Source organism: Paraburkholderia sp. RL17-383-BIF-A (assembly GCF_046028015.1).
Lineage (GTDB): Bacteria > Pseudomonadota > Gammaproteobacteria > Burkholderiales > Burkholderiaceae > Paraburkholderia.
Genome location: NZ_JARESR010000009.1, coordinates 112,748 through 138,062, shown reverse-complemented (window position 1 = coordinate 138,062; position 25,315 = coordinate 112,748). Strand labels below are relative to the sequence as shown.

The window sequence follows — 25,315 nt, the reverse complement described above, 5'->3', positions numbered from 1 at the left end:
CCTCAGGCTTGAGCCGTTTCGGTTTCTGTCGCGGGTGCACCGATCCGTGCTGCGACCTCGGCTCGGCCACCGGCGCGCATCCACGCATCCGCCTGCCGTGCGTACTGGATGACCTCACTGATGTCGGAATCGAATCCGAACAGCCGGTAGGGCAGGCCGAGCGAATCGCATGTATCTCTCAGCGCGGCCATCCCTCGCACGAGGTTCGGCCCTCCGCGGCCGAGCACCACGTAAAGGGGCGTCGGCCCATGCTCGCTGAAGTGTTCGCGAAGAGCATCGGCCATCGCGCGCAGCGTCTCGAAGATGTCGGTGTTATTCGACTTGCCGCCGATGATGAAAAGCACATTCGACTGCTTGAGCCAGTGCCTGAAGCAGATGCGGGCCACTTCTTTCATCTTCGCGTAAGGCGGATTGCCGCCGAAATCCGACGAGATGATCGCGGCGTCGCCCAGCATTTCGGTGACGAGCGAGTTGGCGCCGCCGCCGAACGTGGGCGCGAGAATCGTGCCTTTCTCGTTGATCACATACACGTCGCTCTGGCCCTGGTGCGTGCGCAACTGATTGATCTCCTGCTCGAAGTCGGAGTAATCCGCCGCGAACAGGTGTGGCGGCAGTCCGAGGCGCGTCCATCGCGGATCATCGCGATCGAAGCCGCACTTGAAGTCGCAGGCAACCGGCGTGAGTCGTCCGTTCCTGTCCTCGCGCATGCGGATCGGATTCAACTCCAGTGTCGTCATGCCGAAATCGTGAAAGAGCTCCCAGAGTTTCGGCAACTGCTGCACGAGCGGCGAGATGATCTCCTTCGGCGCACCGATTTCGCTCAGCGCGTTCGCCACGACGAACGCCTTGAGCCCCGTCAACGCGTCGAAGGGCACCATCGCCACATGCTTCGGGTCGACCTCTTCGATATCGATGCCGCCCTTGTGCGAGAGCGTCATCATGGGCGCACGAAAGCGGGTGGAATCGGTGATCGAAAAGTACACCTCATGCTGGGCCGGGACGCCGGCCTCAAACGTCACGCCATTTGCCTTGGCCTTCAGGTGGCCGACGGTATGCTCGGCAAAGTACAACCGCTCTTTTTCGGCCAACGCTGTCTTGAGATCGGCCGCGCGGCCGAGCAAGCCCGCCTTCCCCTTCTTTCCGACTCCACCCTTGAAGACGGGCTTGATGAAAACCTGACGATGACGATCAATCATCGTCTTGATTTCGTCCTCGCTGGCGCTCGGGCCGAGGATCTCACTCGCTGGGAATCCGACAAATTGCAACAGGCGTGCGCCGTACAACATACCGGTGATTTGCATGGAAATGGCTCCTGAAGGTCATTGCGATAGAAAAGAAACAGGCCGATCGGCGCTGTCGACTCAACGCTGACGCGCTTCAGTCGTAAGCGATAGGTGTGAAACGCTGCCGTAACGCCGTTGGAGTTCGGCTTGGCGGGGCTATGGCGTGCTTTTTTGTCGGATGCCTGAACCGGCTGGACCGCGGAACTGCACGGCCTAACAAGGCGGGTCGCAGGAATGTCTTGCAGCGCGTTAGCCGCGCAAGTTGCGCCGTGCGTTGTGCATAGTCGTGTCTCCAATGCGTTTTACTTTCGTTCCAATGTCGCTGGAATCTTGAATACAGATACTCACGCAAAAGGAACTACGCGATAAGTGCATTTTCTTGAAGCATTGATGTTCAGGTGTTATCAATGCAGCCGGATGAAACGTGGCCTCCCCGCCACGTTCCTCTCCGCACCCTGTCTGGGCAGTCGTGCCAGCGATACGTTTTCACACGACCTCGACCCGTTACGGTCATTCATTGCATTTCACTTTGGATGGCCGCTAAGTGGTAAGGTCCCGCCGATGGGCTTGGGCCAACGGACGGACGCAGCACTTACACGTTAGTAATCTTGATCACAACCTTACCGAACGGACCTCGCGACAAGTGGACGCGTCGCTCGATAGCGAGCGCGCTTCACGATATGCGTTGACAGTACCGGCTTGCCGAGGTATCGTGGGCCTCGAAATATTCAAGAAGCTCGATTGCTGATCATCATTTTCCGCCTCTTCTGCGCGGTACTCGCTATCCTCTCCTCTTCCTTGAAGTTTATGTCGCTCCGCAATGGAGCTGTTGTTTTTATCTCAGGGAATTCTCATGGATACCGGTACTGTTAAGTGGTTCAACGATAGCAAAGGCTTTGGCTTCATTACTCCTGACGCTGGCGGCGACGATCTCTTCGCTCACTTCTCGGAAGTTCGCGGCGACGGTTTCAAGACGCTCGCGGAAAATCAGAAGGTGAGCTACGAGACAAAGCGCGGCCCGAAGGGTATGCAGGCCGCAAATATCTCGCCGCAGTAACGTATTTCAAGGGCCGGTCTACCGGCCCTTTGCATGTCTGCCTGACTAGTATCCTCGCGGAGCCATGCGCTCCCGATCTGATCGCCGCGTTTCAACGTGCGCGTCATTTGTCTTTTCGACACGATCCGTCTCGCTTCATTTTCAGTTTATTTCGCTTGTACGATATAGATGTCGTACGGATGCCCACCGCATGATGCGTGAAAGCACGCCATGCCTGTCGCATCTGCGCAAATCATACTCATCACACAACGTCGCAATGAAGCGCCTCAAGGCTGCTCAAGCTCGCGCCGTCAGGGCGCCACTCGACCGAATCACGGGATTCGGTCGCCTGATCGACACAACGCTATTCCCGTCAATCGCAACACAAGGAGCAGAGATGGCGTTATTGGTCATGCAGGTCGCGGTAAGCGGGGAGCTGGTCGAAGTTTTCGAAATGACGGTTGATGATGTCGACGGCCACCGGATGCTCGCCGCCGCCAATGAGGACGAACGGGTGATTCATCCCTCGGGACAGGCACTCGAAGACGGTGAGGTCTGGATTGATCTGATCGACGGAGATGGCGAAACGCTGTTCGACCAGGTGGCATGTTTTCACCGGGCGGATGCCTCGGACGCTTTGCAGATTCATTTCGGCATGCATGTCGATGTCGTGAGAGATTGCCTTTCAAAGTCGAACATCGCATCGCTCCATGCAAGGCACCGTCTGGCAGCCCAAGCCTACTTTCGCAAGGTTGACCGTCTTGTCGATTGCTCGCTGGTAGGTTCCCGGCAGAGCAATCGTCGCCGTGTCGGCGACGCCAGTGTCATGGATCTCGTGATAGAGCTTCGCAGGAGGCTGGATGGTGTTGTCACCCAACTTGCGCTGAGCGAGTTGCCAACGCCTGTGCAGGCCGCGGCACAGCAACTGAAAGACGCGACGAAGAGCTACGTGGGTGCGGTGCAGAGCCTGTGAAGCAGCAGACTGAGCCGTATTGTGGAATGTGAAGGATCAGTATGCAGAGAACGGTGAACTATCGCGGGTTTGAGATTGATGTTGATTTGGTGCCGACTTCCGAAGATATGTTTGACGCGTGGTTTCGCATACAGGGACCGACGCCCGCCCGCGGTGTAGCGGCGCTAGGCTTGCGTATCAAGGTTCGCGGCGGACCGTTTTCGCGCCGTTGGGCTTACTTCGTCGCGGAGATCGCTGGTCAGGCGTCAATCGACGTCATCCTTGGTCCCGATGACTAGTTGGCACCGCAAAAAATCGCGAAGAGCCGACTTACCCGGCGACCTTCGCCGCTTGCCGCATGACGTTCCGGCGCCCAAATGTCTTCCTGTGGAAGGATTGCGTGCCGCCACTCCGTTTAACAGCTATGGCTCGCCGACTCGATTAGCGTGTTACCTCGGCGGAAATGCCGCGGGAATCAATGCGAAGCACATTGCCCTCAGGCGTTATTTGCCGCGGAATCTCCGCAATGTCTGGTTCGTATGCTCGCACAGTCTTTTGCATATTGTTTTGCTTCGCCACGAGCCCAGGTGCAGATGTAGGCATCCGCCGCATGTGCACTTTCACTGCACGGGAAACGGCATGACGATGAACTGCGACCTGGTGTGCAGCACTGACCCTGTGTGGGGCTGTCGCACGTGCCTCTGGCGGATTCCAAACCTCGGCATAGACTCCGGCCGCAAACGCGGCAGCGCGAGCATCATCGTTAACTGCCAATCCAATTCTCTTCACAAGTTCTCCCTGATGCCTTTCGTTGCAGCCACTCTTTGCAACCAACACCCTGTCCGACGCATCCACCATCGCAGCCGCCGCAATATCGCCTGTCCGGTATGTCATCGGTGACGCGCCAGGCATTTTCGGTCACTGGGCTTGCCGCGCCATCAGCGCGGCCGTTTTCTTTGGCATAAAACCCGGGTTGCCAGCTTTACTGCGCCTGCTTCGTCGTCAACGGTCTTGTCTGCGAAAGCTGAGCGCAATTCCGCGATGAACCTGACCACCCGAGCGTCGTTCTCCGCCGTGCGCAAGGAACCATTCAATACTCTTTCGCTGCTGCCAAGGCGTAAGGGTTGGGTAAATAAAACGCCATTTCCCGGTAACGACTGGATGTTTCAATAAGCGTGGTTTTTGACGTTCCCCGCGCGCCCGCTTATTTCGCGATGAAACAGCGGACGAAAAATAAATAGCAAAACGATATCCGGAGTTAACTCGAATGTTTACCCGAGCTTTCCTGTTTGGTGTATCAGGCATCGCAATGGCGGTCTCACTGTACGCATGCGGTGGCAGCGGCTCGAATGGGCTGACGCCCGTGAGCGCACAAAATCAGTTGACGACGGCAACACCCATCAAGCACGTCGTTGTGATTTACAACGAAAACGTCTCTTTCGACCACTACTTCGCAACCTACCCGAATGCGACTAATCCGTCGGGTGAACCCGCGTTCACGGCTGCCGCAGGCACGCCGTCGGTGAATGGTCTGAGCGGCACACTGCTGACCAATAACCCCAACTTCATCAATACACTGAACGGCACGGGCGCTGCGAATCCGTTCCGGCTGGACCGGACGCAGGCGGCAACGGCCGACCAGAACCACGCTTATACGGCGGAACAGCAAGCGTATAACAATGGCGCGGCGGACCTGTTCCCGAAGTTCACGGGTAAGGGTTCGAGTGGTGGCGCAGGCGCCTTCGGTACAACTGGACAGGTAATGGGTTACTACGATGGCAACACCGTTACTGCCATGTGGAACTATGCTCAGCACTTTGCGATGAGCGACAACGCTTACACGGATACGTTCGGACCGTCGACGCCGGGTGCACTGGAAGTTATCGCCGGCCAGACCAACGGCGTGCAACTGGTCAAGACAAGCCAGCAGCCATTCAATCTCACGACGGCTTCGCATTCTTACTACGTCAACGACGGTCAAGGGGGCATTACCCTCATCAATGACGTCGACCCGGCAAACGACCTGTGCTCCAGCACGACCGACCAGATTCTGATGTCTGGCAAGAACATCGGCGACCTGCTTAACGCCAGGAGCATCACGTGGGGCGGCTTCATGGGCGGCTTCAACCTGTCGACGACCAACAGCAACGGTACGACCGGCTGCAAACGCAGTACAGTGACCCCGGCGGTCGGTCAGGCGACTGCCGATTACATCCCGCACCACAACTGGTTCCAGTACTACGCGTCGACGTCAAACCCGCAGCATTTGCGTCCTAGCGCGACAGCAGCCATCGGCTATACGCTCCAGTCCGACGGCAAGACAGTTGACCCGGCAAACCACCAGTACGACTCTGACGATTTCTTCGCCGCGGTGAAGGCCGGGAACTATCCGTCGGTCAGCTTCATCAAGGCCCCGGCATTCCAGGATGGCCATGCTGGCTACTCGGACCCGCTCGACGAACAGGCCTTCACGGCAAAGGTAGTCAACTTCCTGCAGCAGCAGCCTGACTGGAAGAGCACGGCGGTTATCGTAGCGTGGGACGATTCGGATGGCTGGTACGACCATGCCTATGCGAATCCCACGAGCCCGTCGTTCGACGCTCAGGCGGACCAGTTGAACGGCGCCGGCAAGTGCGGTACGGGAACGGCTCCGAACGGCGTGAATGGTGCGGCGGTCAATGGACGCTGCGGCCCGGGCACGCGTATTCCGTTCCTCGTGATTTCGCCGTGGGCAAAGGTGAACTACGTTGACCACACGCCGATTAGCCAGGCATCCGTGGTTCGCTTCATCGAAGACAACTGGCTGGGCAGCCAACGCATCGGCGGCGGTTCGTTCGATGCGACGGCCGGCAGCATCATGGGTCTGTTCAACTTCAGCGGCGCGGGTAACAACCCGACGGTGTTCGTCGACCCGAACCTGGGCTCGGTCGTCTCCTCCGTACCTGCCATCTGAACTCCGCCCTTCGCATCGGTGCCTGGCACCGATGCGAAACGGAAGAGTACTTCGGTGTTGCCAGCCCTTTGGGTTGGCAACATTTTTCATTTTCAGATTTCCTCGTCGTTGCTCATATGCCCGCCTCCTCAGCTCCTTCTACGGAAACAAGTCCTCAGAGACAGCCGCAGTTCCGCATTCGACGCACGCTTAAACGGGTTGTCGCAGCGGCGGCTGTCGCCGCAGTCGGTTTTTGCGGCTGGGCGCTGCTGTATCCGTCACGCGTGCCTGCAGCAGTCGGCTTGGTTGTGGAAAACCTCACTGGCGCGAACCCGAATCCCATTGAGCTTCAGCGTCCTGTTGCGCCACCTCAATTGAGTGCAGCGGCGCAACTTGGGAAGAAGATATTCTTCGACCCGACACTTTCCGCGTCGGGCCGCCAGTCATGCGCCTCCTGCCATAGCCCGGAGCATGCATACGGGCCCGCCAATAACCTGGCTGTCCAGTTAGGTGGTGCCTCATTGTCGCAGGAAGGCTACCGGCCGCCACAGTCGCTCATGTACCTCTACCGGCAGCCGAATTTCAGCATCGGCCCCGACGCCGGAGACGCGGACAACGCTCCCGACCTGGCGAAGATTGCGAGTCAGGCTGCAGGCGTCGCGCGGGCGCAAAAGAACGCGGGTGTTGCTCCGGCGGCGCCAGCGATGGTTCCGCAGGGCGGGATGTTCTGGGACGGCCGCGCGGATACGCTCCAGGCGCAGGCATCAGGCCCACTGCTTAATCCGGTCGAGATGGCGAACGCGAACATCGCCGATGTCATGGCGAAGCTCGAGCGGACGCCGTACAAGGACGACTTCACCCAGCTTTTCGGCGCGCATGTGTTTGAGAACACGACGCTTGCGATGTCCGAGGCGATGTTTGCAGTAGCGCGTTATCAGGTTGAAGAGCAGTCGTTTCATCCGTACACCAGCAAGTACGACTATTGGCTGGAAGGGAAGGCTAGGCTGAGTCAGGCGGAACTGCATGGACTGCGTCTGTTCAACGACCCGGACAAGGCGAACTGTGCGGGTTGCCACCTCTCGAAACCGGGCGCTGACGGCCTGCCGCCAATGTTTACCGACTACCAGTATGAAGCGCTCGGTGTGCCCCGCAACGTCCATCTTGCGGCCAACAAAGACCAGAGTTTCTTCGACATGGGCATCTGCGGTCCTTTCCGAACGGACCTGAAAGACCAGACGCAGTATTGCGGGATGTTCCTCACGCCGACGCTACGGAACGTGTCGACGCGCAAGGTATTTTTCCACAATGGTGTGTATACCTCGCTTGAGGACGTCATGGCGTTCTACAACGAACGCAATACCGCTCCGCAGAAGTTTTATCCGCGCGGCGCGGATGGGAAGACTCGTCAGTACGATGACTTGCCGATGCGGTTTCATGCGAACATCGACGATAAGGACGCCCCCTTCGACCGGAAACCTGGCGACAAGCCGGCGATGACTGACAGCGATATTCACGACATCATCGCTTTTCTGAAGACGCTGAACGACGGATACCGGGTCGGTGCGCAGTAGGTGACATGACAACGCTGTGGAACATAAGGGCTGCGTCGATGCTGCCGCAGCCCCCAGCTTTGAAAATTCCAAAGATTCACTTGTCACTTGCAGTGCATCATCAGGAGAAACGATATATTGATGCTGCCCCGTACCTGGACGAACTCAAATTACATGATGCTGACGGGCAAATGGCGCGATGCCCATTCTGTCGTCGCGAGATGATGATTGTGGAAGATGTGGGGGAGCAGGGACTTCAGTTTTTCCATCGACAGCATTTCTCGTTATCACCGTGCCCACTCACGACGAGCAATATTCAGCCCCCTGTACTCTTCGCACGAGGGATACGGAATATCGAAGTTGAGGGCAGGAATCGCGATACTTTCATTGCGAACTGGCGGACTTACTTCGCCGTCATGGCTGACCAGGTCAAGACGCTTTCCGTCGAGCGCTTCGTCAACCTCGTATCAATTGCCGACGTGCTGAATCTTGGGTCCTACAGCGACCTGGCTATGAGTGACATGCCGTTCATACTCCTCGTACTCGCGGAGGTAGAGCGCTCCGGTCTGGTGCTGCACACGCGCACGGGTTCGATTTCCAACTCCGATGCGATGCTATTCGAAACTCTGTTGGAGACGATTGAACGCTACCGGCGAAACCGCCAGGAGGCACCGTCCTGACAAGCTTGGGGTGGTTCTAACCCCGTGCGAATTGCGAACTGAGGGTCATGGCGAATTTCGCGAGCCGTTATCCCCGAGGGAGAGCCGATACGCCGGCCGCCCGACACGCAGTGCATAGCTGCACTTGGGCCCGCACGGCTGGCATGGCTGGCCGCTGGCGGTGATTTTTCGGATGTCGTCGCTGCTTCGCCGGTGTCTCAGGAAAACTTTCCCGAAGTTGAGCGGCATTCGATACTATCGCTGCGACATACGTCGTTCCGAGCTTTGTGACGGCAACTGCGCCGCTCTTTCCCATGTGACATTTCGTCGATTTTGAAGCGGCGATACGCTAAAGAGCGTTGACGGCTAGTGTGCTGCGGAAGATGCCCGTATCCATGAAGTTTCACCCCGTGGGGAGTCTGTTCGCCGATATGGAAATCCGCGGAGGATTCAAGAACGCCAGCCGCCTGCCGTAAACGCATGAGGGGGCCCTTGCTCTGCGACTCAAGGCGAAAAGCCCCGTGGAGCGCTTTTACATGGCCGCGCGCTCTGATGCCCTCTAATCCATATCGCTGTGAGTTTCGACTTCGCGCCAATAGGTATGTTCAGCCTCGTCAGCCTCCTGGTTGTTGCAATCATGTCCTGCTTGGTGAGCATGGCGGTGTTTGGTTCGCTGCTGCACGTGGGAATACAAGGGTTGCGTCGCTGGATTGGCGCAAACGCCGTCGTAGTCGTAGCGCTCGTCCTTCTCGCACTGCAGGCACCCGCGCCTGCACAGCTGGCCATAGTTGTCGCAAGTGCATTGCTCGGGGCCGCGGCGCTCTTGATGTTGCAAGGCTGTCGGCAGTTCTTTGGTCTTCGGCCTGCCCACTCGTTGGAGTACGTCGCGTACGGTGTGGTGCTGCTCGGTATTATCTATTGGGGATACCTGTCGCCAAACGTCAATGCCAGAATTGCTTTGCTATCGGCGTTTCTTGCGTATGCCCGTCTCGCCATTGGCTGGATTGTGTTCAGGTTGCGGCCGCCGGGCAGACCGAAATATTGCTATCAGTTTTTGGCGGGTGCGGCATTCCTCGGCGCGGCTGTCCACGCATCACGCAGTATCGCCTGTGTAGTGGGATGGGAGCATCAGACCGCCTTTCTGGCGCCGACGCCGATAAACATTGCATTCATCGGTCTTGCCATATTAGCGCTGCCGTGTCTTTCGATTGGCGTGGTCATGCTTGCTCACGACCGGATGGCTGAGGGTATGGAACGCCTGGCAAATGTCGACGGGCTCACGGGTGCGCTTGTGCGCCGTGCTTTCCTTGCCCGGGCAGAGTCATTGCTGGCTCAAGCCAGGAACTCGAACTTGCGGCTGTCTATTGCAATTCTGGACCTCGACAAGTTCAAGGCAATCAATGACGAACACGGGCATGCCGGCGGCGACCAGGTACTTGCGCATTTCGCTTCCACCGTGTCAAGCGGCTTGCGCCGCGGGGACGTCTTCGGCCGCCTCGGCGGAGAGGAATTCGCAATCCTGTCTCAGTCCACCGGGCAGGTCGACACCTTTCGCCTGATGGACCAGCTTCGCGTCCGTATTGCAGCATCACGTCTGGCTGTTGCGTCAGGCGAAGTCACCTACACCTTCAGTGCCGGCGTCGATGAGTACCAGGAAGGCGACACATTGGCGAACATGTTGGGAAAAGCGGATGCCGCGCTATACGCCGCAAAAGCCATGGGCCGGAATTGCGTTGTCGGTACGCGGTTGGCCGACAGTCAACGCGCTTGAGATGCAGGAGGCGGGAGCGCGAATGAGCGAGCTGACGGACCTGCATGAGATTCGCTGAATTTCTATTCATTCTTCCCCATTGCTTGCTCGCAGATTGCCTGCTGTACGACCAGCAGATCGCAGCGCTAGAGCGCAATGCATTCGCGAACCAGCGACGGCTCGATCTGTCGGACCTGCGCTATCGCAACGGCGGGGACAGCTATCCGGCGCTCGCGGTCAACGATCACGCGTGCCATATCCCGGCATAGAGCCCCGGCTTCGGCGCGGCCCCATAAAGATGCGCGGCTTCATCAGCGTCTTTGCTTGCCGGAGGTTGCTGAAGTATCGCTGAAACACGTCGTCGCGCAGAGCTATCGAGGCTTGGTAGATGGCCTATCACTTGCCCGATCGAGAATATGCGCGGCGGCGATACGTTGACCGAGAGTCTGTTTTTACTGCGCAAGCTGGACGACTTAGTCCCGAAGTCGCATCCACTACGTTCGATCCGCGTGATGGCGAATGAAGCGCTCGCGAAGAGGGATCGACTGTTCGACCAGATGTACGAAGCGGACATAGAAGGTGGACGGCCAAGGATCATGCCACAGGGGGCGAACGTAGAAATTACGTCGGGTGCAGACAAGGGTCAGGACGCTTTCGGAGGCGCTTGGACGACGTTGGTTCATTTCCTGCCGTGCAGTAGCCGGATGCTGGCAACAGTGAAATCATTTTCGCTTGCGAAAAGCGTTTGGCGTCACGCCAGTGAATCGCTTGAAGAACCGGGTGAAATACGCGGGCTCCGTAAAGCCCAAAAAATCGGATACCTGATTGATATTGAGTGCTGTGTAGGTGAGACTGCGCTTGGCCTCTAGCAGCAATCGTTGATGGACGAGGGCGAGCGCGCTTTTGCCGGCTATTCGCTGACATACCATATTCAGATGCACCGGCGTCACGCCCAGGCGTTCGGCGTAGCGGCTGATTGGAAAATGTTCGCGGTAATGTTTTTCGATCAGGCCGGAGAATGCCCTCACATAGGCTTGGCCACGATCCTGAGGTTCGCCCCTTTCCTCGCCTTGTTGATCCTGACGACTGACCCATACGACGAGCGCGCTCACGAGAGACCGGAGCATCAGGTCCCTTGAGGGCGCGGGAAGGCTGTATTCCTGATTCAACCGGTCGCATAGCGTGTTCATGTAAGGCAGGTCGTTGCCGACCGAATAACAGCCGGGGCGCTCAAGCACGCGGCGCGGCGCATCGATCTGCTGCTGAAGCCAGTTCATCAGCGGCGCGGCGATAGTAACCACGTATCCGTCGACTTCCGGAGAGAAATGGAAGCCATGCACGCACATCGGCGGGACGACCTGGACCGATGGCGTGTCTATCGTTGTCCTCTCGCCCTCAATGTCGAGCTGTGCCACACCTTTCTGAACGTACAGGATTTGCGCGAGGTCCGCGTGCCGGTGCTGCCGGATTTCCCAGTCGTGCAAACTGCTTCGCTCGGGTATCGACTCGCAGTGCAGCAAATCGAGCGTGCTCCAGTCAGGCCCTTCGCCGTATAAATTGAAGACGGGGATGTCGTGCTGCGCCGGATGCTTCATGAATTCATCACCGAGGTATCGGCCCGCATAGGACTTTCTAAAAGTCCAATTTTAATCGAAAAAATTGCCTTATCAGCGCTGCGTATTTCTAGAAAAATGCAATTCAACCGTAGCGCCAGTTATTGGGGCTCAAAGAGTAAATTAGAAGTCACGGTATAGAGGAAACAGGAGACATAGGTTATGCAGACCAAAGTAGCGATTATCGGCGCCGGGCCGTCCGGCCTGCTTTTGGGACAGTTGTTGCACAAGGCGGGCATCGACAACGTCATTCTTGAGCGTCAAAGCGGCGATTACGTGCTCGGCCGAATCCGTGCGGGTGTGCTCGAGCAGGGCATGGTCGACCTGATGCGCGAAGCGGGCGTGAGCGAGCGTATGGACGCGGAAGGGTTGGTTCACGACGGCATCGAACTGGTGTTCGGTGGGCGACGTGACCGGATCGACCTGAAGCAGCTCACTGGCGGCTCGTCGGTGCTGGTGTATGGCCAGACCGAAGTGACGCGCGATTTGATGGCGGCGCGCGAGGCAAGCGGCGCGACCACGATCTACGAAGCGGCTAATGTTCAGTTGCACGACGTGAAAGGCGAAGCGCCTTACGTCACATTCGAAAAGGACGGTGAGACATACCGTCTGGATTGCGATTACGTCGCGGGCTGCGATGGCTTTCATGGCGTTTCGCGCAAGACGATCCCTGCGGAAGTGCTCACGCATTACGAGCGCGTCTATCCGTTTGGCTGGCTCGGCATGCTGTCCGATACCCCGCCTGTCAATCACGAACTGATTTACGCGCATCACGAGCGCGGTTTTGTGCTGTGCAGCCAGCGTTCGACGACTCGCAGCCGTTACTACCTGCAAGTGCCGTTGACCGAGAAAGTCGAAGACTGGTCCGACGAACGTTTCTGGGAAGAGTTGAAAACGCGCCTGCCGCAGGACGTGGCGGAGAAGGTTGTCACCGGCCCGTCGCTTGAGAAGAGTATCGCGCCGCTGCGCAGCTATGTGGTTGAGCCGATGCAGTACGGCAAGCTGTTTCTCGTTGGCGACGCGGCGCATATCGTGCCGCCGACCGGCGCGAAGGGCTTGAATCTCGCCGCAAGCGACGTGAGCACGTTGTATCGGATTTTGAGTCGTGTCTACCGCGACGGCCGTACCGATCTACTGGAAAAGTATTCGCCGATCGCGCTGCGCCGCGTGTGGAAGGCGGAGCGTTTCTCGTGGTTCATGACCAACCTCCTGCACGAGTTTTCAGAGCGCGACGCCTTCGACAAGCGCATGCAGCGTACCGACTACGACTACTACACGACTTCCGACGCAGGGCTCAAGACGATCGCGGAAAACTACGTTGGTTTGCCATATGAACCCATTGAATGAAGCAGCAGCGATGTTCGCTTGATTCGCACTCGCCGGCCGTGAAGATGTATCTCATGGTCCGGCGCATGGCATGCCGAGATCCCGCATCCGTCTTTTCGGCAGACGAATTTCTACTGCACGTTTAGATTCTCGCCGCCGGCATCCACGCCCTGCGTGATGGACATCTCGCGTAGCAGTACACCTCGCGCGCCAACCTCGTAGGCGTCGTGACGAACGGCACGGCCGTGCTTAGCCTCGGCAACATCGGCCCGCTCGCGGCCAAGCCGATGCTGTGACGGCCTAGCGCCTACGGACCCTTGTCAGTCGAGGTCATGACGCACGACCGGCATCACGCCTGTACGCACCCGGACTTCTGGACGTCCATTTTTTAAAGGCGCGATGGAACGCGCTTGGCTCGGTAAAGCCGAGTTCGCTGGCTACTTCGCTGACGCTTCGCGTGCTATGCACCAGCCAGTCGATCGCGAGACTCCGGCGGATCTCATCTTTGATCGAGGTGTACGTTTGCCCCTGCTGCTGCAAGCGGTGACGCAACGTGGATTCCGGTAAGCGCACTTGCCGCGCCATTTCCTCGAAGTTTGGCCATGCGGCGGGCGATAGCTGCTGCAGACGCCCGCGAACGTCGGCGACAAGACCCGCGTCATAACGATAACGCACGAGGATGTTGGCCGGCGCGCCGCGCAGAAACTGCTTCAACGCGCGCTCGTTCCGGATAGTCGGCAGTTTAAGAAAAGCCGTGTCGAAGGTGAGGCGACTCAGCGGTTGATCGAACCGGACAGGTGCGCCGAAAAATACACGATAGTCAGCGCTACGACCCGGTTCGGCACAACGGAAATCGACCAGACGTAACGGGATCCGGCGCCCAACCAGCCAGCACGCTATGCCGTGCAGAATGATCCAGTAGGTTCGATAGGCGAAAGCCGAACGTGCCGCACCGCAATCGGTCAGAACAATTTGCGCAAGACCATCTGCCGTCACCAGCTTGCCGAACGGATCGTCCAGTACCACGCGAAGAAAGCGCAACGCACGCTGCAGCGCCTGCTGCAGCGTGCCGGCGTGCAGCACGCAATGACACAGCAGCGTGAAGCTGCCGACCCGCATTGGGCGCTCGCCCAATCCGAAAAACTCGTCGTCCATCGCCCGCGCAATGGCTAGCCAGAGGGCACCGTAGTGTTCGGCTGACACGGGCTCCTGCACCGAAGGTGGCAGGCCCGCCGCGGCTAGCAACGGTTCGGTGGGCGTCCCGTAGCTACGTGCGCATTCCAGTGCCTCGTGGACAAACGACGCTGAGATGGTGCGCAGTTTCATGCCGTCCTTATTTCGTGTTTGGGTCACATGGCAATATCGGCCGAAAAACTCGGCCTCTTTGGTCATAGATTGCCATATCTTGCCGCTGTATAGTGGATTTGAAGGCTAGGCGTGACGCCCAAAAATTCGAAAGAGGGTATGAAGGAGACGGTATGAGTGATTGCAAAGACGGACGGAGCGAAAGCCTGACCGCCTACGCTGACGCACGAGAAGGCTTTCGGGTCGAAGATATGGCGGCTGCACTGGAAGGGAGTCTGGAGGACGGAATAAACGCCTGCATTGAATGCTGCGACCGGCACGTCGCACCTGGGCGCATTGCGTTGGAATGGGAAAGCGAAGATGGCCGCCGCGCGACCTATACGTTTGAGCAACTGCGGGAACACTCAGCCCGGTTCGCCGGCTTCCTGACCTCTCGCGGCATAGGCGCCGGTGACGTGGTCGCGGGGTTGCTGCCTCGCACCCCTGAGTTGGTGATCACGATCCTGGGAACGTGGCGGGCCGGTGCTGTCTATCAACCGCTCTTCACCGCATTCGGGCCCAAGGCCATTGAACATCGATTGCGGATGAGTGGGGCCAGGCTGGTCGTTACCGATCCACACAACCGGCTAAAACTGGATGAAGTCGCCGACGCGCCTGCGGCCGCCGTCGTGACTCGTCTGGACGGCAACGAGACTGTGCGGTCGGGCGACGCCGATTTCCATGCGGAACTGGCGCGCCAGGGCAAAGATTTCGAACCGGTCATGCGGCGCGGCACAGACCTGTTCATGATGATGTCGACCTCGGGCACCACCGGCTTGCCCAAGTGCGTGCCGGTGCCACTGCGGGCGTTGCTCGCGTTCTATGTCTACATGCGCGATGCAGTCGACCTGCGGCCGGGCGACAAATTCTGGAACATTGCCGATCCGGGTTGGGCCTACGGCCTTTACTACGCGGTGACCGGACCATTGCTGCTGGGGCATGCCACCACGCTTTACGACGGTCCTTTTTCCGCTGAAAGCACCTATCGGATCATCAAGAATCACGAAATAACGAATCTTGCCGGTGCACCGACTGCCTACCGTCTGCTCATCGCGGCAGGCGAGGCGGCCGCAGCCGCCGTGAAAGGAACCCTGCGCGCAGTGAGCAGCGCGGGCGAGCCGCTGAACCCGGAAGTGATCCGCTGGTTCGACGAGCATCTCGCAGCGCCGATATACGATCATTACGGCCAGACTGAACTGGGCATGGTGGTGAGCAACCATCACGGTCTGCACCATGCCGTCCATCCGGGGTCGACCGGCTTGCCTTTGCTCGGTCATCACGTTGTGGTGCTCGACGACGAAGGCCGCGAGCTTCCGCCCAACGTGCCGGGCACTCTTGCGTTGGATATCGCGCGCTCGCCGCTTATGTGGTTTACCGGCTACCTGAATCAGCCGACCCCCGCGATTGAAGGCGGGTACTACCGGACGGGCGATACAGTCGAACTGGAAGCTGATGGACATATCAGCTTCGTTGGACGCAACGACGACGTCATCACGTCGTCTGGCTACCGAATCGGTCCGTTCGATGTCGAGAGCGCGTTGATAGAGCACCCGGCGGTGGTGGAGACAGCGGTGATCGGCAAGCCGGACCCGGAACGCACGGAGATCGTCAAGGCCTTCGTGGTGCTGAGAGCCGACATCGAGCCGTCCGACTCCCTCGCGGACGAATTGTGCCAGCACGTCAAACGACGGCTGTCGGCGCATGCTTATCCGCGCGAGATTTCGTTTGTGGAGCAATTGCCCAAGACACCCAGCGGCAAGATCCAGCGCTTCATTCTCCGCAATAACGAGAGGGCTCAAGCCGCCGTAAAGACCGCGGAGTGAGTTGTTACGCCGTGCGGGTTCGATCAATGCTTTGAGAATACGGAAGTGGAATATGCAGGTTAAGGACCATGTTTTTCTGGTGACTGGCGCAGGGTCCGGTCTGGGCGCTGCCGTGGCTTGCCAGCTCGTGACCAGCGGCGCTTATGTTGTCTGCGCGGATATCAACAAGGCGGCCGGAGAGCGCGTCGCGTCGGAATTGGGCGCCCAGGCTCGCTTCATCACCACCGATGTCACCAGCGAGGCCGACGGCCAGGCCGCAGTCGACGCAGCGCTTGAAAGTTTCGGACATCTTCACGGCTTGATCAATTGCGCGGGCGTGGCACCCGGCGAAAAAGTGCTTGGCAGGGAGGGACCGCACCGCCTCGACAGCTTCGTCAAGGCGATTGGAATCAACCTGGTTGGGACCTTCAATATGATCCGCCTCGCCGCCGCGGCCATCGTGAAAGAAGCGCCTGGGCCCGACGGCGAACGGGGCGTCCTCGTCAATACGGCTTCTATCGCTGCATTCGACGGACAGATCGGCCAGGCAGCCTACGCCGCCTCCAAAGCCGGCGTGGTTGGCCTGACCTTGCCGGTTGCGCGCGAACTCGCCAGGCACGGGGTGCGGGTCGTCACCGTCGCGCCGGGTATCTTCGAGACGCCCATGCTGACGGCCATGCCGCAAGCGGTTCAGGATTCCCTCGGGCAAAGCGTGCCGTTCCCTGCGCGGCTGGGCCGCCCATCCGAGTACGCCGCGCTCGTCATGCACATTTGCGAAAACACCATGCTGAACGGCGAAGTCATCCGTCTGGACGGCGCTCTGCGGCTGGCGCCGCGTTGATGAAGTTGCTACCGGCACTCGAACTCAAGCACTTACGGAGAAGCAATGTCTACACAAGATCCTGTCGTGATAGTTGGAGCTGCGCGCACGCCGATGGCCGCGCTGCAAGGAGATTTCGCATCGCTCAGTTCGCCGGAACTCGGCGCTGTCGCCATTCGCGCCGCAATCGAGCGTGCCGGCCTCGCGGCTGATCAGGTCGAGGAAGTGATTATGGGTTGCGTGCTGCCGGCCGGCCTCGGCCAGGCGCCGGCGCGCCAGGCTTCGCGCGGCGCTGGCATTCCCGATTCGGCGGGATGCACAACTGTCAACAAGATGTGCGGCTCGGGCATGAAGGCGGCGATGTTCGCACACGATCTGCTGCTGGCCGGGACTAACCGTGTGATGGTGGCGGGCGGCATGGAAAGCATGTCCAATGCCCCGTACTTGTTGGACAAAGCGCGTAGCGGATATCGCATGGGTCATGGCAAGCTCATCGATCATATGTTCCTGGACGGATTCGAGGATGCCTATGATCGGGGCCGTCTGATGGGTACATTTGCCGAGGATAGCGCGCAGACCTATCAGTTCACCCGTGAGGAGCAAGACGCGTTTGCCACGACCTCGCTGGCGCGGGCATTGAAGGCCAGTACCGACGGCAGCTTCGTCCATGAGATCGCACCTGTCGTGCTGAAAGGGCGCAAGGGCGATACCGTGGTTGCCGTCGACGAACAACCCGGCAAGGCCCAGCCGGACAAGATACCGAACTTGAAGCCGGCCTTCCGGGACGGCGGTACGGTGACGGCGGCCAATTCGTCTTCGATATCGGACGGCGCCGCTGCGTTGGTGATGATGCGTCGCTCGGAAGCCGAGAAACGCGGCTTGAGTCCCATCGCCACGATTCGGGCGCATAACACCTTTGCTCAGCTGCCGTCCCTCTTTACCACCGCGCCGGTTGGAGCAATCAAGGGATTGCTGGAAAAGCTTGATTGGAGGCCGGATCAGGTCGACCTGTGGGAGATCAACGAAGCATTCGCCGTGGTGACGATGATCGCCATGCGTGATCTCGGCTTGCCGCACGAGAAGGTCAATGTTCATGGCGGCGCGTGTGCCTTAGGTCACCCGATTGGCGCATCGGGCGCACGGATCATCGTGACGCTGCTCGCAGCGCTCAAAAAACATGGCGCGAAGCGGGGCGTCGCGTCACTCTGCATCGGCGGAGGTGAGGCCACCGCGCTGGCTGTCGAGCTGGCGTGATCGCCGGCAGAGAATAGCAACGGATTGGCGATTGGCATGTCGCTTTTTAGCGTGACTGTCGCCAATTCACGGTGAAGACGCGCCAGATCCGCTGCTCACTCAGCTTCCCACTCAGCTTCCCTTTGCCCGCAGCCGCTTTTGCTTCTCGGCGTGTTCAAGTACTGCGCGAAACATGTCCTCGTATCGGTACGGATCGCGAAAGGGCGGCGCCGCGTGAAGGGCCGGTGTTGCCAAACGTCATAGCTGTCCCGCGAGCGCTTGCGCGTCGAACGCCTCGGCACCCGGCAGACGCGCCCATTCATACGGGCCCGCGTCGATTTCGGAAACGCTTAGCAGACATGCATCGAGTTCCCGCCGCAGCCGGTCGTGGTCGATTGCCTGTCCGATAAACACGATTTCCTGCCGGCAATCGCCGACCGGCTCCTCCCACTTGTCGAGTATGCCCTGACGGCGATAGTCATCGCGCGGCCAGTCCGGTTGCGGAACGAAGCGCCACCAACGGCCGACGTAGCCCCACTGAAAGCGGCCGCCGGTCTGCACAAGCATGCCGATATCGACATGGCAATGCCCGATCCAGAAATAGCCCTTGCAGCGAAGCAGGCGGCCGTTGCTCCACGTTCGATGTAACCAGGCGAGGAGACGCGCCGGATGAAACGGCGCGCGCTCGCGATAGACCCATGACGCGATCCCATACGACTCTGATTCCGAGGGCCGCTCGTCGGCTTGCATCCGCTGCATCCAGCCCGGCGATTCGACGAGCGCGGGCAGATTGAACCGGCGGGTATTCAGTACCTCCGACGGATCGACGTTGCCGTTCGCCATCGGCAGTATCCGCGCGGACGGATTCAGCAACGCGAGCGCCGCACGCAGCCGGTCGAAACCCGCTGCACCGATCCGGTCGAGCCGACTGACCAGGATGACATTCGCGTATTCGACCTGCTCGATCAGCAGATCCGAGAGCTTGCGCGGCCTAGCGCCGTTTTCGTTGCCGGCTGCGACCGGCTCCGTCGATGCCAGCATCGCCTCGAACGTCTCGCCGTTGACGACGGTGACGAGCGTATCGAGTCGCGCGAGTTCGCTGAGGCAGAAGCCGCGCTGGTCGAGAAACGCGAACGTCTCCGCGACCGGCATCGGCTCCGAGACGCCGCTCGATTCGATCAGCAGGTAATCGAAGCGTCGCCGCCGCGCGAGCACGCTGATCTGCTCGAGCAGATCGGCGCGCAGCGTGCAGCAGATGCAGCCGTTGCTCATCTCGACGAGTTCGTCATTGCCGCGATGCAGTTCGACGTGACGCCGCACGTCGTCTGCGTCGATGTTCACTTCGCTCATGTCGTTGACGATCACCGCGACCTTCAGCCCCGCGCGATTGTGCAGGATGTAGTTCAGCAGCGTCGTTTTTCCCGCACCGAGAAACCCGGACAGCACGGTGACCGGGATCCGTGCCGCCGGGTCGTCCGGCGCGCGTAATGACGCAGGCGTGTTCATGCGGGCACACCATCGGCATGTTTCCCATCCCGCACGGCGGCGGCCTCGGCGTGTGCCGGCGCGCGCTCCAGATAGCCTTCGAACAGATCGACAACCACGTAGCCGTCGTCCGCCGCATCGCCCCACAGATCCTTCACGCGAAACTCGACGTGATAGGTTGGCTGGTGCACGGCTTGAGTATCGCCATGGCCGATCGTGTCCGGGAACGGCCACGATTCGCTTGTCCGGTGCAGCACGACACCTTCTTTTCCGCGCACGTAGCCCGGCGCGCGGACGTGTCCGCTCACGTATTCGTCGCGGACGATCACGCGGTCGCCGACTTCAAACTGTGTCGAGCCGGCGCGGGCGGCGCGACCCGGCGAATGCGGTGGATTCGCGAGTCTGAACCGCGAGCCGAGCGCGCGGTCAAGTTCGTCTTGCGTCAGCACGCCGGTTTCGACGAGCAGCGTCGCCGTCGCGATCACGTAGCGTTCGTAGTAGCGCGTGCCGACGTGCTGGCGCACATCGATCCGCTCGACCGCGTGCCGTACTTCGTCGACGCTGAATTTTTTCAGCTGATCGACACCGACGAACATCAGGCTGTACGCGAGATGTTCCCAGTCTTCCTTGAAAACCGGCTTGTAGCTGAGGCTGTTGATCGAATGCGGAATCCGGCCGAAGCCCTGGAAGCCGCCGAGGTCGTGAAAGCCGTCCATGTGTTTACTCCGAAATGAATGTCGATGGGAGAGCCCGGCGCGAATCAGCTCACGCGCGGCAGTGCGATGCCGATCAGCACGTCCTTGGTGACAAGCGTCTGCAACTCGGCCTCGCTCATGTGCTCGCTGCCTTGCGGGCGCACCGGCAGCACCAGATAGCGGCTTTCGGCCGTGGTGTCCCAGACCTTGACCACGACGTCGCCCGGTAGATCGGTGCCGAGTTCGTGCAGCACGGTGCGCCCTTCGCGAACGAGCCGGGCGCGGTATTCGAAGCCCTTGTACCACTCGGGCGGCAGACCCAGGACCGGCCAGTTCGTGCATGAGCACAGACTGCAGACGATCACGTTCTTCAGCGTCGGCGTATCTTCGAGCGCGACGATGTATTCGCCCTGCGGGCCCGTGTAGCCGAACTGCGCGCACGCGGCCGTGCCGTCCTTCAGCAGTAGTTCGCGAAACGTCGGATCAACCCATGCACGCGCGACGATGCGCGCGCCGTTGGCCGGATCCCAGGTCGTCGACATCAGTTCCGTCAGGCCCTCGATATAGCCGTCCGGGATCAGGTTCTTTTCCTTCATGACCCGGAATAGTGCCCGGGCACGTTCGCCGGGCGTCGAGGTTGTTTCGGCGAATGGGTTCGCGCTCATGGTGGGGCTCCTTGTGATGGATAGGGGATAACCGACCGCCGCGGCGTCGATGCCGCCGCCGTGTCCGGGCGAAGACGCCGGCATTTCCGGTCACGTCATGACGAACAGGGTAAGAAGAGAAAAAGCGCGGTGCTTTGTCCGCGCGGATCGGAAACTGTGCTGGGACGGATCCGCGCGCGTGATCGGCCGCAGATCGTGACGTGGGCGGCGAAACCTGCTGTGTACGGGGCTGACCCGCTTATGCGCCGGCTTTACATCGGCAGCAAATGACGGCGAATCGCATCCGTTATGTTGCTGGCGCGTGACGCCAGGCGCGGAAGCCCGCCCCAGCCAACTTCTTGTTCCGTCAGAAGACAGAACCGCGGATTTTGCCTTCCTATTCTCTCTCTCGAGCGATGGCCCGCCGGGTCGTCGCGAATCGGCGGCGCAGCCCACGCGCCGCTGGATAGAAACCACGCAGTACACCACGATACCGGCGCCCGGCAACGGCGCACGTTCCTCGCACGTCGGGTGCGATGGTGTCTGCTCATCCAGGGGAGGGGAATGATGGACAACGGCAACAGGACGAAACTGAAGCGGATCGCGAGCTGGATCGGCGCCTCGCTGATACTGGTTGCATCGCACTATGCGGGGGCGGTCGAGGTCGATCCCGGCGACTACGAGCAGTACCCGGTCGGCGCGACGATCGGCGTGCTGTACTACAACTATTCGACGACAAACGCGGTCTATTCGAACGGCAGCAAGACCTCGAACTTCGACCTGCAGTCGAACGTCGGTATCGCACGTCTGCTGCACGTGTTCCAGCTGACCGACCGCCTGACGATCGATCCGCAGATCCTGCTGCCGTTCGGTCACATTAGCGGCTTTGGCAACGCGAGCGCGCTCGGCACCACAACGGGTGTCGGCGATGTGATCCTGACTGCGCCGCTCAAGCTTCGCCTGAACGACGCGAAGGACGTTGCGGCCGCAACCGTCTATCTGTACGCGCCTACCGGCAGCTACGACCAGAACCGCAGTCTCAACTTCGGCGCGAACCGCTGGTCGCTCGACTTCCAGGCTGCATATGTGAAGCACTTCTCGCCGCACTGGGCGCTCGATCTCGTCGGCGACGCGATCTGGTATGGCAACAACACGTCGTATGGCCCGAGCGGTGCGACGCTGCATCAGCGCATGGGCTACAGCGCACAGGCAATGGTTCGCTACATGCCAGATCCGGGCACGTCACTCGGACTTGGCGTCACGCAGTTTTGGGGCGGTGAGACCAGCGTTGACGGGATCGACAGCCACGACGCGCTGCGCACGACGCGCTTGCGGCTGACCGCGGCGAAGTTCGTGACCAAGGCTGACCAGGTGCAGATTCAGCTCGGCACTGACCTGAGCGTGCGTAACGGGACGAAGGACAGCCTCCTTGTCGGGCTGCGCTACGCCCATATCTTTTGACGTCGAGTTCGGGTCACACCTGTTCGCCATCCTTACCTTTTGTTTCTCAACATGTCCTTCATTTTATAGCGAGGTCACTCATGGAATCCGCCATCGACAAACACCTGGTCTGTCCGCGTAGATTGTCGCGCCGCGTCGACGACGATTACCAGCCGCCGTTCCCTATGTACGTCGCCCGCGCGGCCGAGGACCTGCAGCAGGTCGTAATGGGCTACTTCGGTGTGCAGTATCGCGGCGCCGGCAAGCGTGCCGCCGCGCTGGCCGCGTTGCGCCGGATAGTCGCCGATTTCGGCGCGGTGGACGGGCCCGCGAATCACGATCTGACGCAGCATACCGACAATGAGGGCTTTGACAACCTGATCGTCGTTGGCTATTGGCGCGACCCGGCTGCGTACCAACGCTGGGTCACGTCGCGTGCGATCGCCGAATGGTGGGAATCCGAAGAACGTCTCACCGACGGAGTCGGCTATTTCCGCGAGATCGTGGCGCCGCGTGCCGAGCAGTTCGAAACGCTGTACGCGTTCACCGACGCTTTTCCGGGCGTCGGCGCGATCATGGACGGCGTCAGCGGCGAGGTCGAGGAACATGGCTACTGGGGATCGATGCGCGACCGCTTTCCGATCTCGCAGATCGACTGGATGCAGGCGGACGGCGAGTTGAGGATCGTGCATGGCGATCCGTCGAAAGGCGGCCGCGTCGTGGTGCACGCGCATGACAACATCGCGCTGATCCGATCCGGGCAGGACTGGCGCGCGGCCGAAAGCGACGAGCGCCGTCTCTATCTCGACGAGATCGAACCGACGTTGCGCGCGGGCATGGACTTCCTGCGCGACAACGGCGCCGCCGCCGGCTGCTACAGCAACCGCTACGTGCAGTCGATCGATCTGGACGGCAACCTGCTCGACGAGAGCTACAACATCGGTCACTGGCGCTCGCTCGAGCGGCTCGAACGCTGGGCCGAGTCGCACCCTACGCATCTGCGGATCTTCGTCACGTTCTTCCGCGTTGTCGCCGGGTTGTCGAAGCTGCGGCTGTACCACGAGGTGTCCGTATTCGACGCGAAACATCAGGTGTACGAGTACGTGAACTGCCACCCGCAAACCGGGATGATGCGCGACGCCGCCCGCTGAATGAACCGCGCGCCGCACGTGCGGCGCCGCCTTACCGAACTGGAGAAAATCGATGGCGATCAAGCGCCCGACCCGTGAACAACTCGCCGGCATCGCAGCCGGTTTCGGCTTTCATGTCGACCAACGGCAACTCGCCGACTACGACGAAGCGCTGCAGGCGAACTTCGACGCATACGATACGATCGACGCACTGCCTGACTATCTGCCGCTTGTGACTTACCCGCGCACGCCCGGCTATCGCCCGGAAGGTGACGAGAATCGCTACGGCGCATGGGCGCGCAAGAGCACGATTCGCGGTGCGCCCGATGGCAAGCTAAGCGGCAAGACGGTCGCCGTGAAGGACAACATCTGCGTGGCCGGCGTGCCGATGCGTAACGGCGCGAGCACGTTCGAGGGCTACGTGCCGGACGTCGACGCGACTGTCGTCACACGCATGCTCGATGCCGGCGCAACGATTGCCGGCAAGTCCACCTGCGAGTACTACTGCTTTTCCGGTGGCTCGCATACGAGTGCGTCCGGGCCGGTGCAGAATCCGCGCAAGCCAGGACATTCAACGGGCGGCTCGTCGTCCGGCAGCGGTGCACTCGTCGCGAGCGGCGAGGTCGATATGGCGCTGGGCAGCGATCAGGGCGGCTCGGTGCGGATTCCGTCCGCGTATTGCGGTGTCTACGGGATGAAGCCGACGCACGGGCTCGTGCCATACACCGGCGCGATGCCGATCGAGGCGACCGTCGATCACCTCGGACCGTTGACGAACAGTGTGCACGATAACGCGTTGCTGCTCGACGTGATCGCCGGCGACGACGGGCTCGATCCGCGCCAACGCGCGCTGCCGCCGCGCGCCGACTTTCTCGGCGCGATCCGCGACGGCATAGCAGGGTTGCGGATCGGGATCCTGCGCGAAGGCTTCGGGCTCGCGAACTCGGAATCGGTCGTCGATGAGGCGGTACTTGTCGCCGCGCATCGGCTACGCAAGCTCGGCGCGAGCGTCGACGAGGTGTCGGTACCCCTGCATGCAGCCGGTACCGCGATCTGGCTGCCGATCGCAGCCGAGGGCGCGACGCAGCAGATGATGAAGGGCAATAGCCACGGCTTCAACTGGGGCGGTCTGTACGTGACCGGGATGATCGATCACCATGCGGGTTGGCGTGAGCGCGCCGACGAACTGCCAGACACCGTGAAGGTGACGATGCTGCTCGGCGAATACTTCACTAGCCGGTATCGTGGTCGCTACTACGCGAAAAGCCAGAACCTCGCGCGGCGGCTGCGGGCGGATTACGACTCGGCGCTTCAATCGTATGATCTTTTGTTAATGCCGACGGTGCCGATGCGCGCATCGAAGCTGCCGGACCCCGGTTGCACCATGTCGGAATCGCTGACGCGCGCGTTCGAGATGCTCGCGAACACCGCACCGTTCGACGTGTCCGGGCATCCCGCAATGTCGCTCCCGTGCGGGGTAGCGGAGGATCTGCCGATCGGGCTGCAACTGGTCGGCCGCCGCTTCGACGAGGCCACGATCTACCGCTGCGCGTATGCTTATGAACAATCATCCGATTGGCGTCAGACGTCATTCGCATGACTTGCCCGGAACGGTAGCGGG

21 protein-coding genes and 1 pseudogene are annotated in these 25,315 nt (G+C 60.3%); 16 read left to right on the top strand and 6 right to left on the bottom strand.

Annotation, left to right across the window (positions count from 1 at the left end):
- Positions 1-2: 2 nt before the first annotated feature.
- Complete coding sequence (locus P0D71_RS13345) at positions 3-1,301, bottom strand: ATP-grasp domain-containing protein (RefSeq protein WP_091804003.1); 1,299 nt, start codon at positions 1,299-1,301, stop codon at positions 3-5.
- Between the two features lie 835 nt (positions 1,302-2,136).
- On the opposite strand from P0D71_RS13345, the gene P0D71_RS13340 reads away from it, so the two are divergent.
- The 9 genes and pseudogenes from P0D71_RS13340 to P0D71_RS13300 form a co-directional block, all read left to right on the top strand.
- A complete protein-coding gene (locus tag P0D71_RS13340; RefSeq protein WP_025527573.1) occupies positions 2,137-2,340 on the top strand; it encodes a cold-shock protein in 204 nt (67 codons plus the stop codon).
- A gap of 190 nt (positions 2,341-2,530) precedes the next feature.
- Complete coding sequence (locus P0D71_RS13335) at positions 2,531-3,292, top strand: hypothetical protein (RefSeq protein WP_408480407.1); 762 nt, start codon at positions 2,531-2,533, stop codon at positions 3,290-3,292.
- A 41-nt stretch (positions 3,293-3,333) separates the two neighbouring features.
- The gene (locus P0D71_RS13330) at positions 3,334-3,570 is read left to right on the top strand and encodes a hypothetical protein (protein WP_408480405.1); all 237 of its coding nucleotides are present in this window, start codon (positions 3,334-3,336) and stop codon (positions 3,568-3,570) included.
- A gap of 968 nt (positions 3,571-4,538) precedes the next feature.
- Entirely contained in the window at positions 4,539-6,224 is a 1,686-nt protein-coding gene (locus P0D71_RS13325) for a phospholipase C (protein ID WP_091803992.1), read from the top strand.
- Between the two features lie 116 nt (positions 6,225-6,340).
- Entirely contained in the window at positions 6,341-7,774 is a 1,434-nt protein-coding gene (locus tag P0D71_RS13320; protein ID WP_408480510.1) for a cytochrome-c peroxidase, read from the top strand.
- Between the two features lie 5 nt (positions 7,775-7,779).
- Positions 7,780-8,433, top strand: coding sequence for a hypothetical protein (locus P0D71_RS13315; RefSeq protein WP_408480403.1), 654 nt, complete (start codon positions 7,780-7,782; stop codon positions 8,431-8,433).
- 580 nt (positions 8,434-9,013) lie between these two features.
- Positions 9,014-10,183, top strand: coding sequence for a GGDEF domain-containing protein (locus P0D71_RS13310; protein WP_408480401.1), 1,170 nt, complete (start codon positions 9,014-9,016; stop codon positions 10,181-10,183).
- A 44-nt stretch (positions 10,184-10,227) separates the two neighbouring features.
- Positions 10,228-10,431 carry a hypothetical protein gene (locus P0D71_RS13305; RefSeq protein ID WP_408480518.1) on the top strand — a complete coding sequence of 68 codons (204 nt, stop codon included), beginning with the start codon at positions 10,228-10,230 and terminating at the stop codon, positions 10,429-10,431.
- A 147-nt stretch (positions 10,432-10,578) separates the two neighbouring features.
- Positions 10,579-10,767: pseudogene (locus tag P0D71_RS13300) on the top strand (IS5/IS1182 family transposase); the annotation flags it as partial.
- 117 nt (positions 10,768-10,884) lie between these two features.
- Here the strand turns inward: P0D71_RS13300 and P0D71_RS13295 are convergent.
- Positions 10,885-11,757, bottom strand: a complete 873-nt coding sequence (locus P0D71_RS13295) for a helix-turn-helix domain-containing protein (protein ID WP_408480399.1) — start codon at positions 11,755-11,757, stop codon at positions 10,885-10,887.
- 180 nt (positions 11,758-11,937) lie between these two features.
- Between P0D71_RS13295 and pobA the strand changes: the two genes are divergently transcribed.
- Positions 11,938-13,122 carry a 4-hydroxybenzoate 3-monooxygenase gene (gene pobA / locus P0D71_RS13290; protein ID WP_408480397.1) on the top strand — a complete coding sequence of 395 codons (1,185 nt, stop codon included), beginning with the start codon at positions 11,938-11,940 and terminating at the stop codon, positions 13,120-13,122.
- Between the two features lie 309 nt (positions 13,123-13,431).
- Here the strand turns inward: pobA and P0D71_RS13285 are convergent, their stop codons facing one another.
- Positions 13,432-14,427 (bottom strand): AraC family transcriptional regulator, encoded by a 996-nt coding sequence (locus tag P0D71_RS13285; protein WP_408480395.1) that lies wholly within the window; start codon positions 14,425-14,427, stop codon positions 13,432-13,434.
- A 152-nt stretch (positions 14,428-14,579) separates the two neighbouring features.
- On the opposite strand from P0D71_RS13285, the gene P0D71_RS13280 reads away from it, so the two are divergent.
- From P0D71_RS13280 to P0D71_RS13270, 3 genes are read left to right on the top strand one after another with little or no spacing between them, the layout of a single operon-like run.
- Positions 14,580-16,268, top strand: coding sequence for an acyl-CoA synthetase (locus tag P0D71_RS13280; RefSeq protein WP_408480508.1), 1,689 nt, complete (start codon positions 14,580-14,582; stop codon positions 16,266-16,268).
- 52 nt (positions 16,269-16,320) lie between these two features.
- Entirely contained in the window at positions 16,321-17,088 is a 768-nt protein-coding gene (locus tag P0D71_RS13275; RefSeq protein ID WP_177205127.1) for a 3-hydroxyacyl-CoA dehydrogenase, read from the top strand.
- 45 nt (positions 17,089-17,133) lie between these two features.
- A complete protein-coding gene (locus P0D71_RS13270; protein ID WP_408480393.1) occupies positions 17,134-18,321 on the top strand; it encodes an acetyl-CoA C-acetyltransferase in 1,188 nt (395 codons plus the stop codon).
- A 237-nt stretch (positions 18,322-18,558) separates the two neighbouring features.
- Here P0D71_RS13270 and P0D71_RS13265 read toward each other — a convergent pair whose 3' ends face one another.
- Genes P0D71_RS13265 through nthA form a run of 3 tightly spaced genes read right to left on the bottom strand, consistent with a single transcriptional unit; the run spans position 18,559 to position 21,145 of the window.
- On the bottom strand, positions 18,559-19,806 hold the full coding sequence (locus P0D71_RS13265) for a GTP-binding protein (protein WP_408480391.1): 1,248 nt from the start codon (positions 19,804-19,806) through the stop codon (positions 18,559-18,561).
- Positions 19,803-20,501: a nitrile hydratase subunit beta gene (gene nthB / locus P0D71_RS13260; RefSeq protein WP_408480389.1), complete on the bottom strand. Its 699-nt coding sequence runs from the start codon at positions 20,499-20,501 to the stop codon at positions 19,803-19,805. Before nthB ends, P0D71_RS13265 begins: the two co-directional genes overlap by 4 nt.
- A gap of 44 nt (positions 20,502-20,545) precedes the next feature.
- Entirely contained in the window at positions 20,546-21,145 is a 600-nt protein-coding gene (gene nthA, locus P0D71_RS13255) for a nitrile hydratase subunit alpha (RefSeq protein WP_091803958.1), read from the bottom strand.
- Between the two features lie 543 nt (positions 21,146-21,688).
- On the opposite strand from nthA, the gene P0D71_RS13250 reads away from it, so the two are divergent.
- From P0D71_RS13250 to P0D71_RS13240, 3 genes are all read left to right on the top strand, one after another.
- Entirely contained in the window at positions 21,689-22,585 is an 897-nt protein-coding gene (locus tag P0D71_RS13250; RefSeq protein ID WP_091803955.1) for a transporter, read from the top strand.
- Positions 22,586-22,665: 80 nt separating this feature from the next.
- A complete protein-coding gene (gene oxdA / locus P0D71_RS13245) occupies positions 22,666-23,715 on the top strand; it encodes an aliphatic aldoxime dehydratase (protein ID WP_091803951.1) in 1,050 nt (349 codons plus the stop codon).
- A gap of 52 nt (positions 23,716-23,767) precedes the next feature.
- Entirely contained in the window at positions 23,768-25,294 is a 1,527-nt protein-coding gene (locus P0D71_RS13240; protein ID WP_408480387.1) for an amidase, read from the top strand.
- Positions 25,295-25,315 lie beyond the last annotated feature (21 nt).

What these genes read in the sequence shown, in the direction of transcription:
- P0D71_RS13345 (WP_091804003.1), bottom strand. Translation starts at nt 1,301, where the DNA reads ATGCAAATCACCGGTATGTTGTACGGCGCACGCCTGTTGCAATTTGTC.
- P0D71_RS13340 (WP_025527573.1), top strand. Translation starts at nt 2,137, where the DNA reads ATGGATACCGGTACTGTTAAGTGGTTCAACGATAGCAAAGGCTTTGGC.
- P0D71_RS13335 (WP_408480407.1), top strand. Translation starts at nt 2,531, where the DNA reads ATGATGCGTGAAAGCACGCCATGCCTGTCGCATCTGCGCAAATCATAC.
- P0D71_RS13330 (WP_408480405.1), top strand. Translation starts at nt 3,334, where the DNA reads ATGCAGAGAACGGTGAACTATCGCGGGTTTGAGATTGATGTTGATTTG.
- P0D71_RS13325 (WP_091803992.1), top strand. Translation starts at nt 4,539, where the DNA reads ATGTTTACCCGAGCTTTCCTGTTTGGTGTATCAGGCATCGCAATGGCG.
- P0D71_RS13320 (WP_408480510.1), top strand. Translation starts at nt 6,341, where the DNA reads ATGCCCGCCTCCTCAGCTCCTTCTACGGAAACAAGTCCTCAGAGACAG.
- P0D71_RS13315 (WP_408480403.1), top strand. Translation starts at nt 7,780, where the DNA reads ATGACAACGCTGTGGAACATAAGGGCTGCGTCGATGCTGCCGCAGCCC.
- P0D71_RS13310 (WP_408480401.1), top strand. Translation starts at nt 9,014, where the DNA reads ATGTTCAGCCTCGTCAGCCTCCTGGTTGTTGCAATCATGTCCTGCTTG.
- P0D71_RS13305 (WP_408480518.1), top strand. Translation starts at nt 10,228, where the DNA reads ATGAGATTCGCTGAATTTCTATTCATTCTTCCCCATTGCTTGCTCGCA.
- P0D71_RS13295 (WP_408480399.1), bottom strand. Translation starts at nt 11,757, where the DNA reads ATGAAGCATCCGGCGCAGCACGACATCCCCGTCTTCAATTTATACGGC.
- pobA (WP_408480397.1), top strand. Translation starts at nt 11,938, where the DNA reads ATGCAGACCAAAGTAGCGATTATCGGCGCCGGGCCGTCCGGCCTGCTT.
- P0D71_RS13285 (WP_408480395.1), bottom strand. Translation starts at nt 14,427, where the DNA reads ATGAAACTGCGCACCATCTCAGCGTCGTTTGTCCACGAGGCACTGGAA.
- P0D71_RS13280 (WP_408480508.1), top strand. Translation starts at nt 14,580, where the DNA reads ATGAGTGATTGCAAAGACGGACGGAGCGAAAGCCTGACCGCCTACGCT.
- P0D71_RS13275 (WP_177205127.1), top strand. Translation starts at nt 16,321, where the DNA reads ATGCAGGTTAAGGACCATGTTTTTCTGGTGACTGGCGCAGGGTCCGGT.
- P0D71_RS13270 (WP_408480393.1), top strand. Translation starts at nt 17,134, where the DNA reads ATGTCTACACAAGATCCTGTCGTGATAGTTGGAGCTGCGCGCACGCCG.
- P0D71_RS13265 (WP_408480391.1), bottom strand. Translation starts at nt 19,806, where the DNA reads ATGAACACGCCTGCGTCATTACGCGCGCCGGACGACCCGGCGGCACGG.
- nthB (WP_408480389.1), bottom strand. Translation starts at nt 20,501, where the DNA reads ATGGACGGCTTTCACGACCTCGGCGGCTTCCAGGGCTTCGGCCGGATT.
- nthA (WP_091803958.1), bottom strand. Translation starts at nt 21,145, where the DNA reads ATGAGCGCGAACCCATTCGCCGAAACAACCTCGACGCCCGGCGAACGT.
- P0D71_RS13250 (WP_091803955.1), top strand. Translation starts at nt 21,689, where the DNA reads ATGATGGACAACGGCAACAGGACGAAACTGAAGCGGATCGCGAGCTGG.
- oxdA (WP_091803951.1), top strand. Translation starts at nt 22,666, where the DNA reads ATGGAATCCGCCATCGACAAACACCTGGTCTGTCCGCGTAGATTGTCG.
- P0D71_RS13240 (WP_408480387.1), top strand. Translation starts at nt 23,768, where the DNA reads ATGGCGATCAAGCGCCCGACCCGTGAACAACTCGCCGGCATCGCAGCC.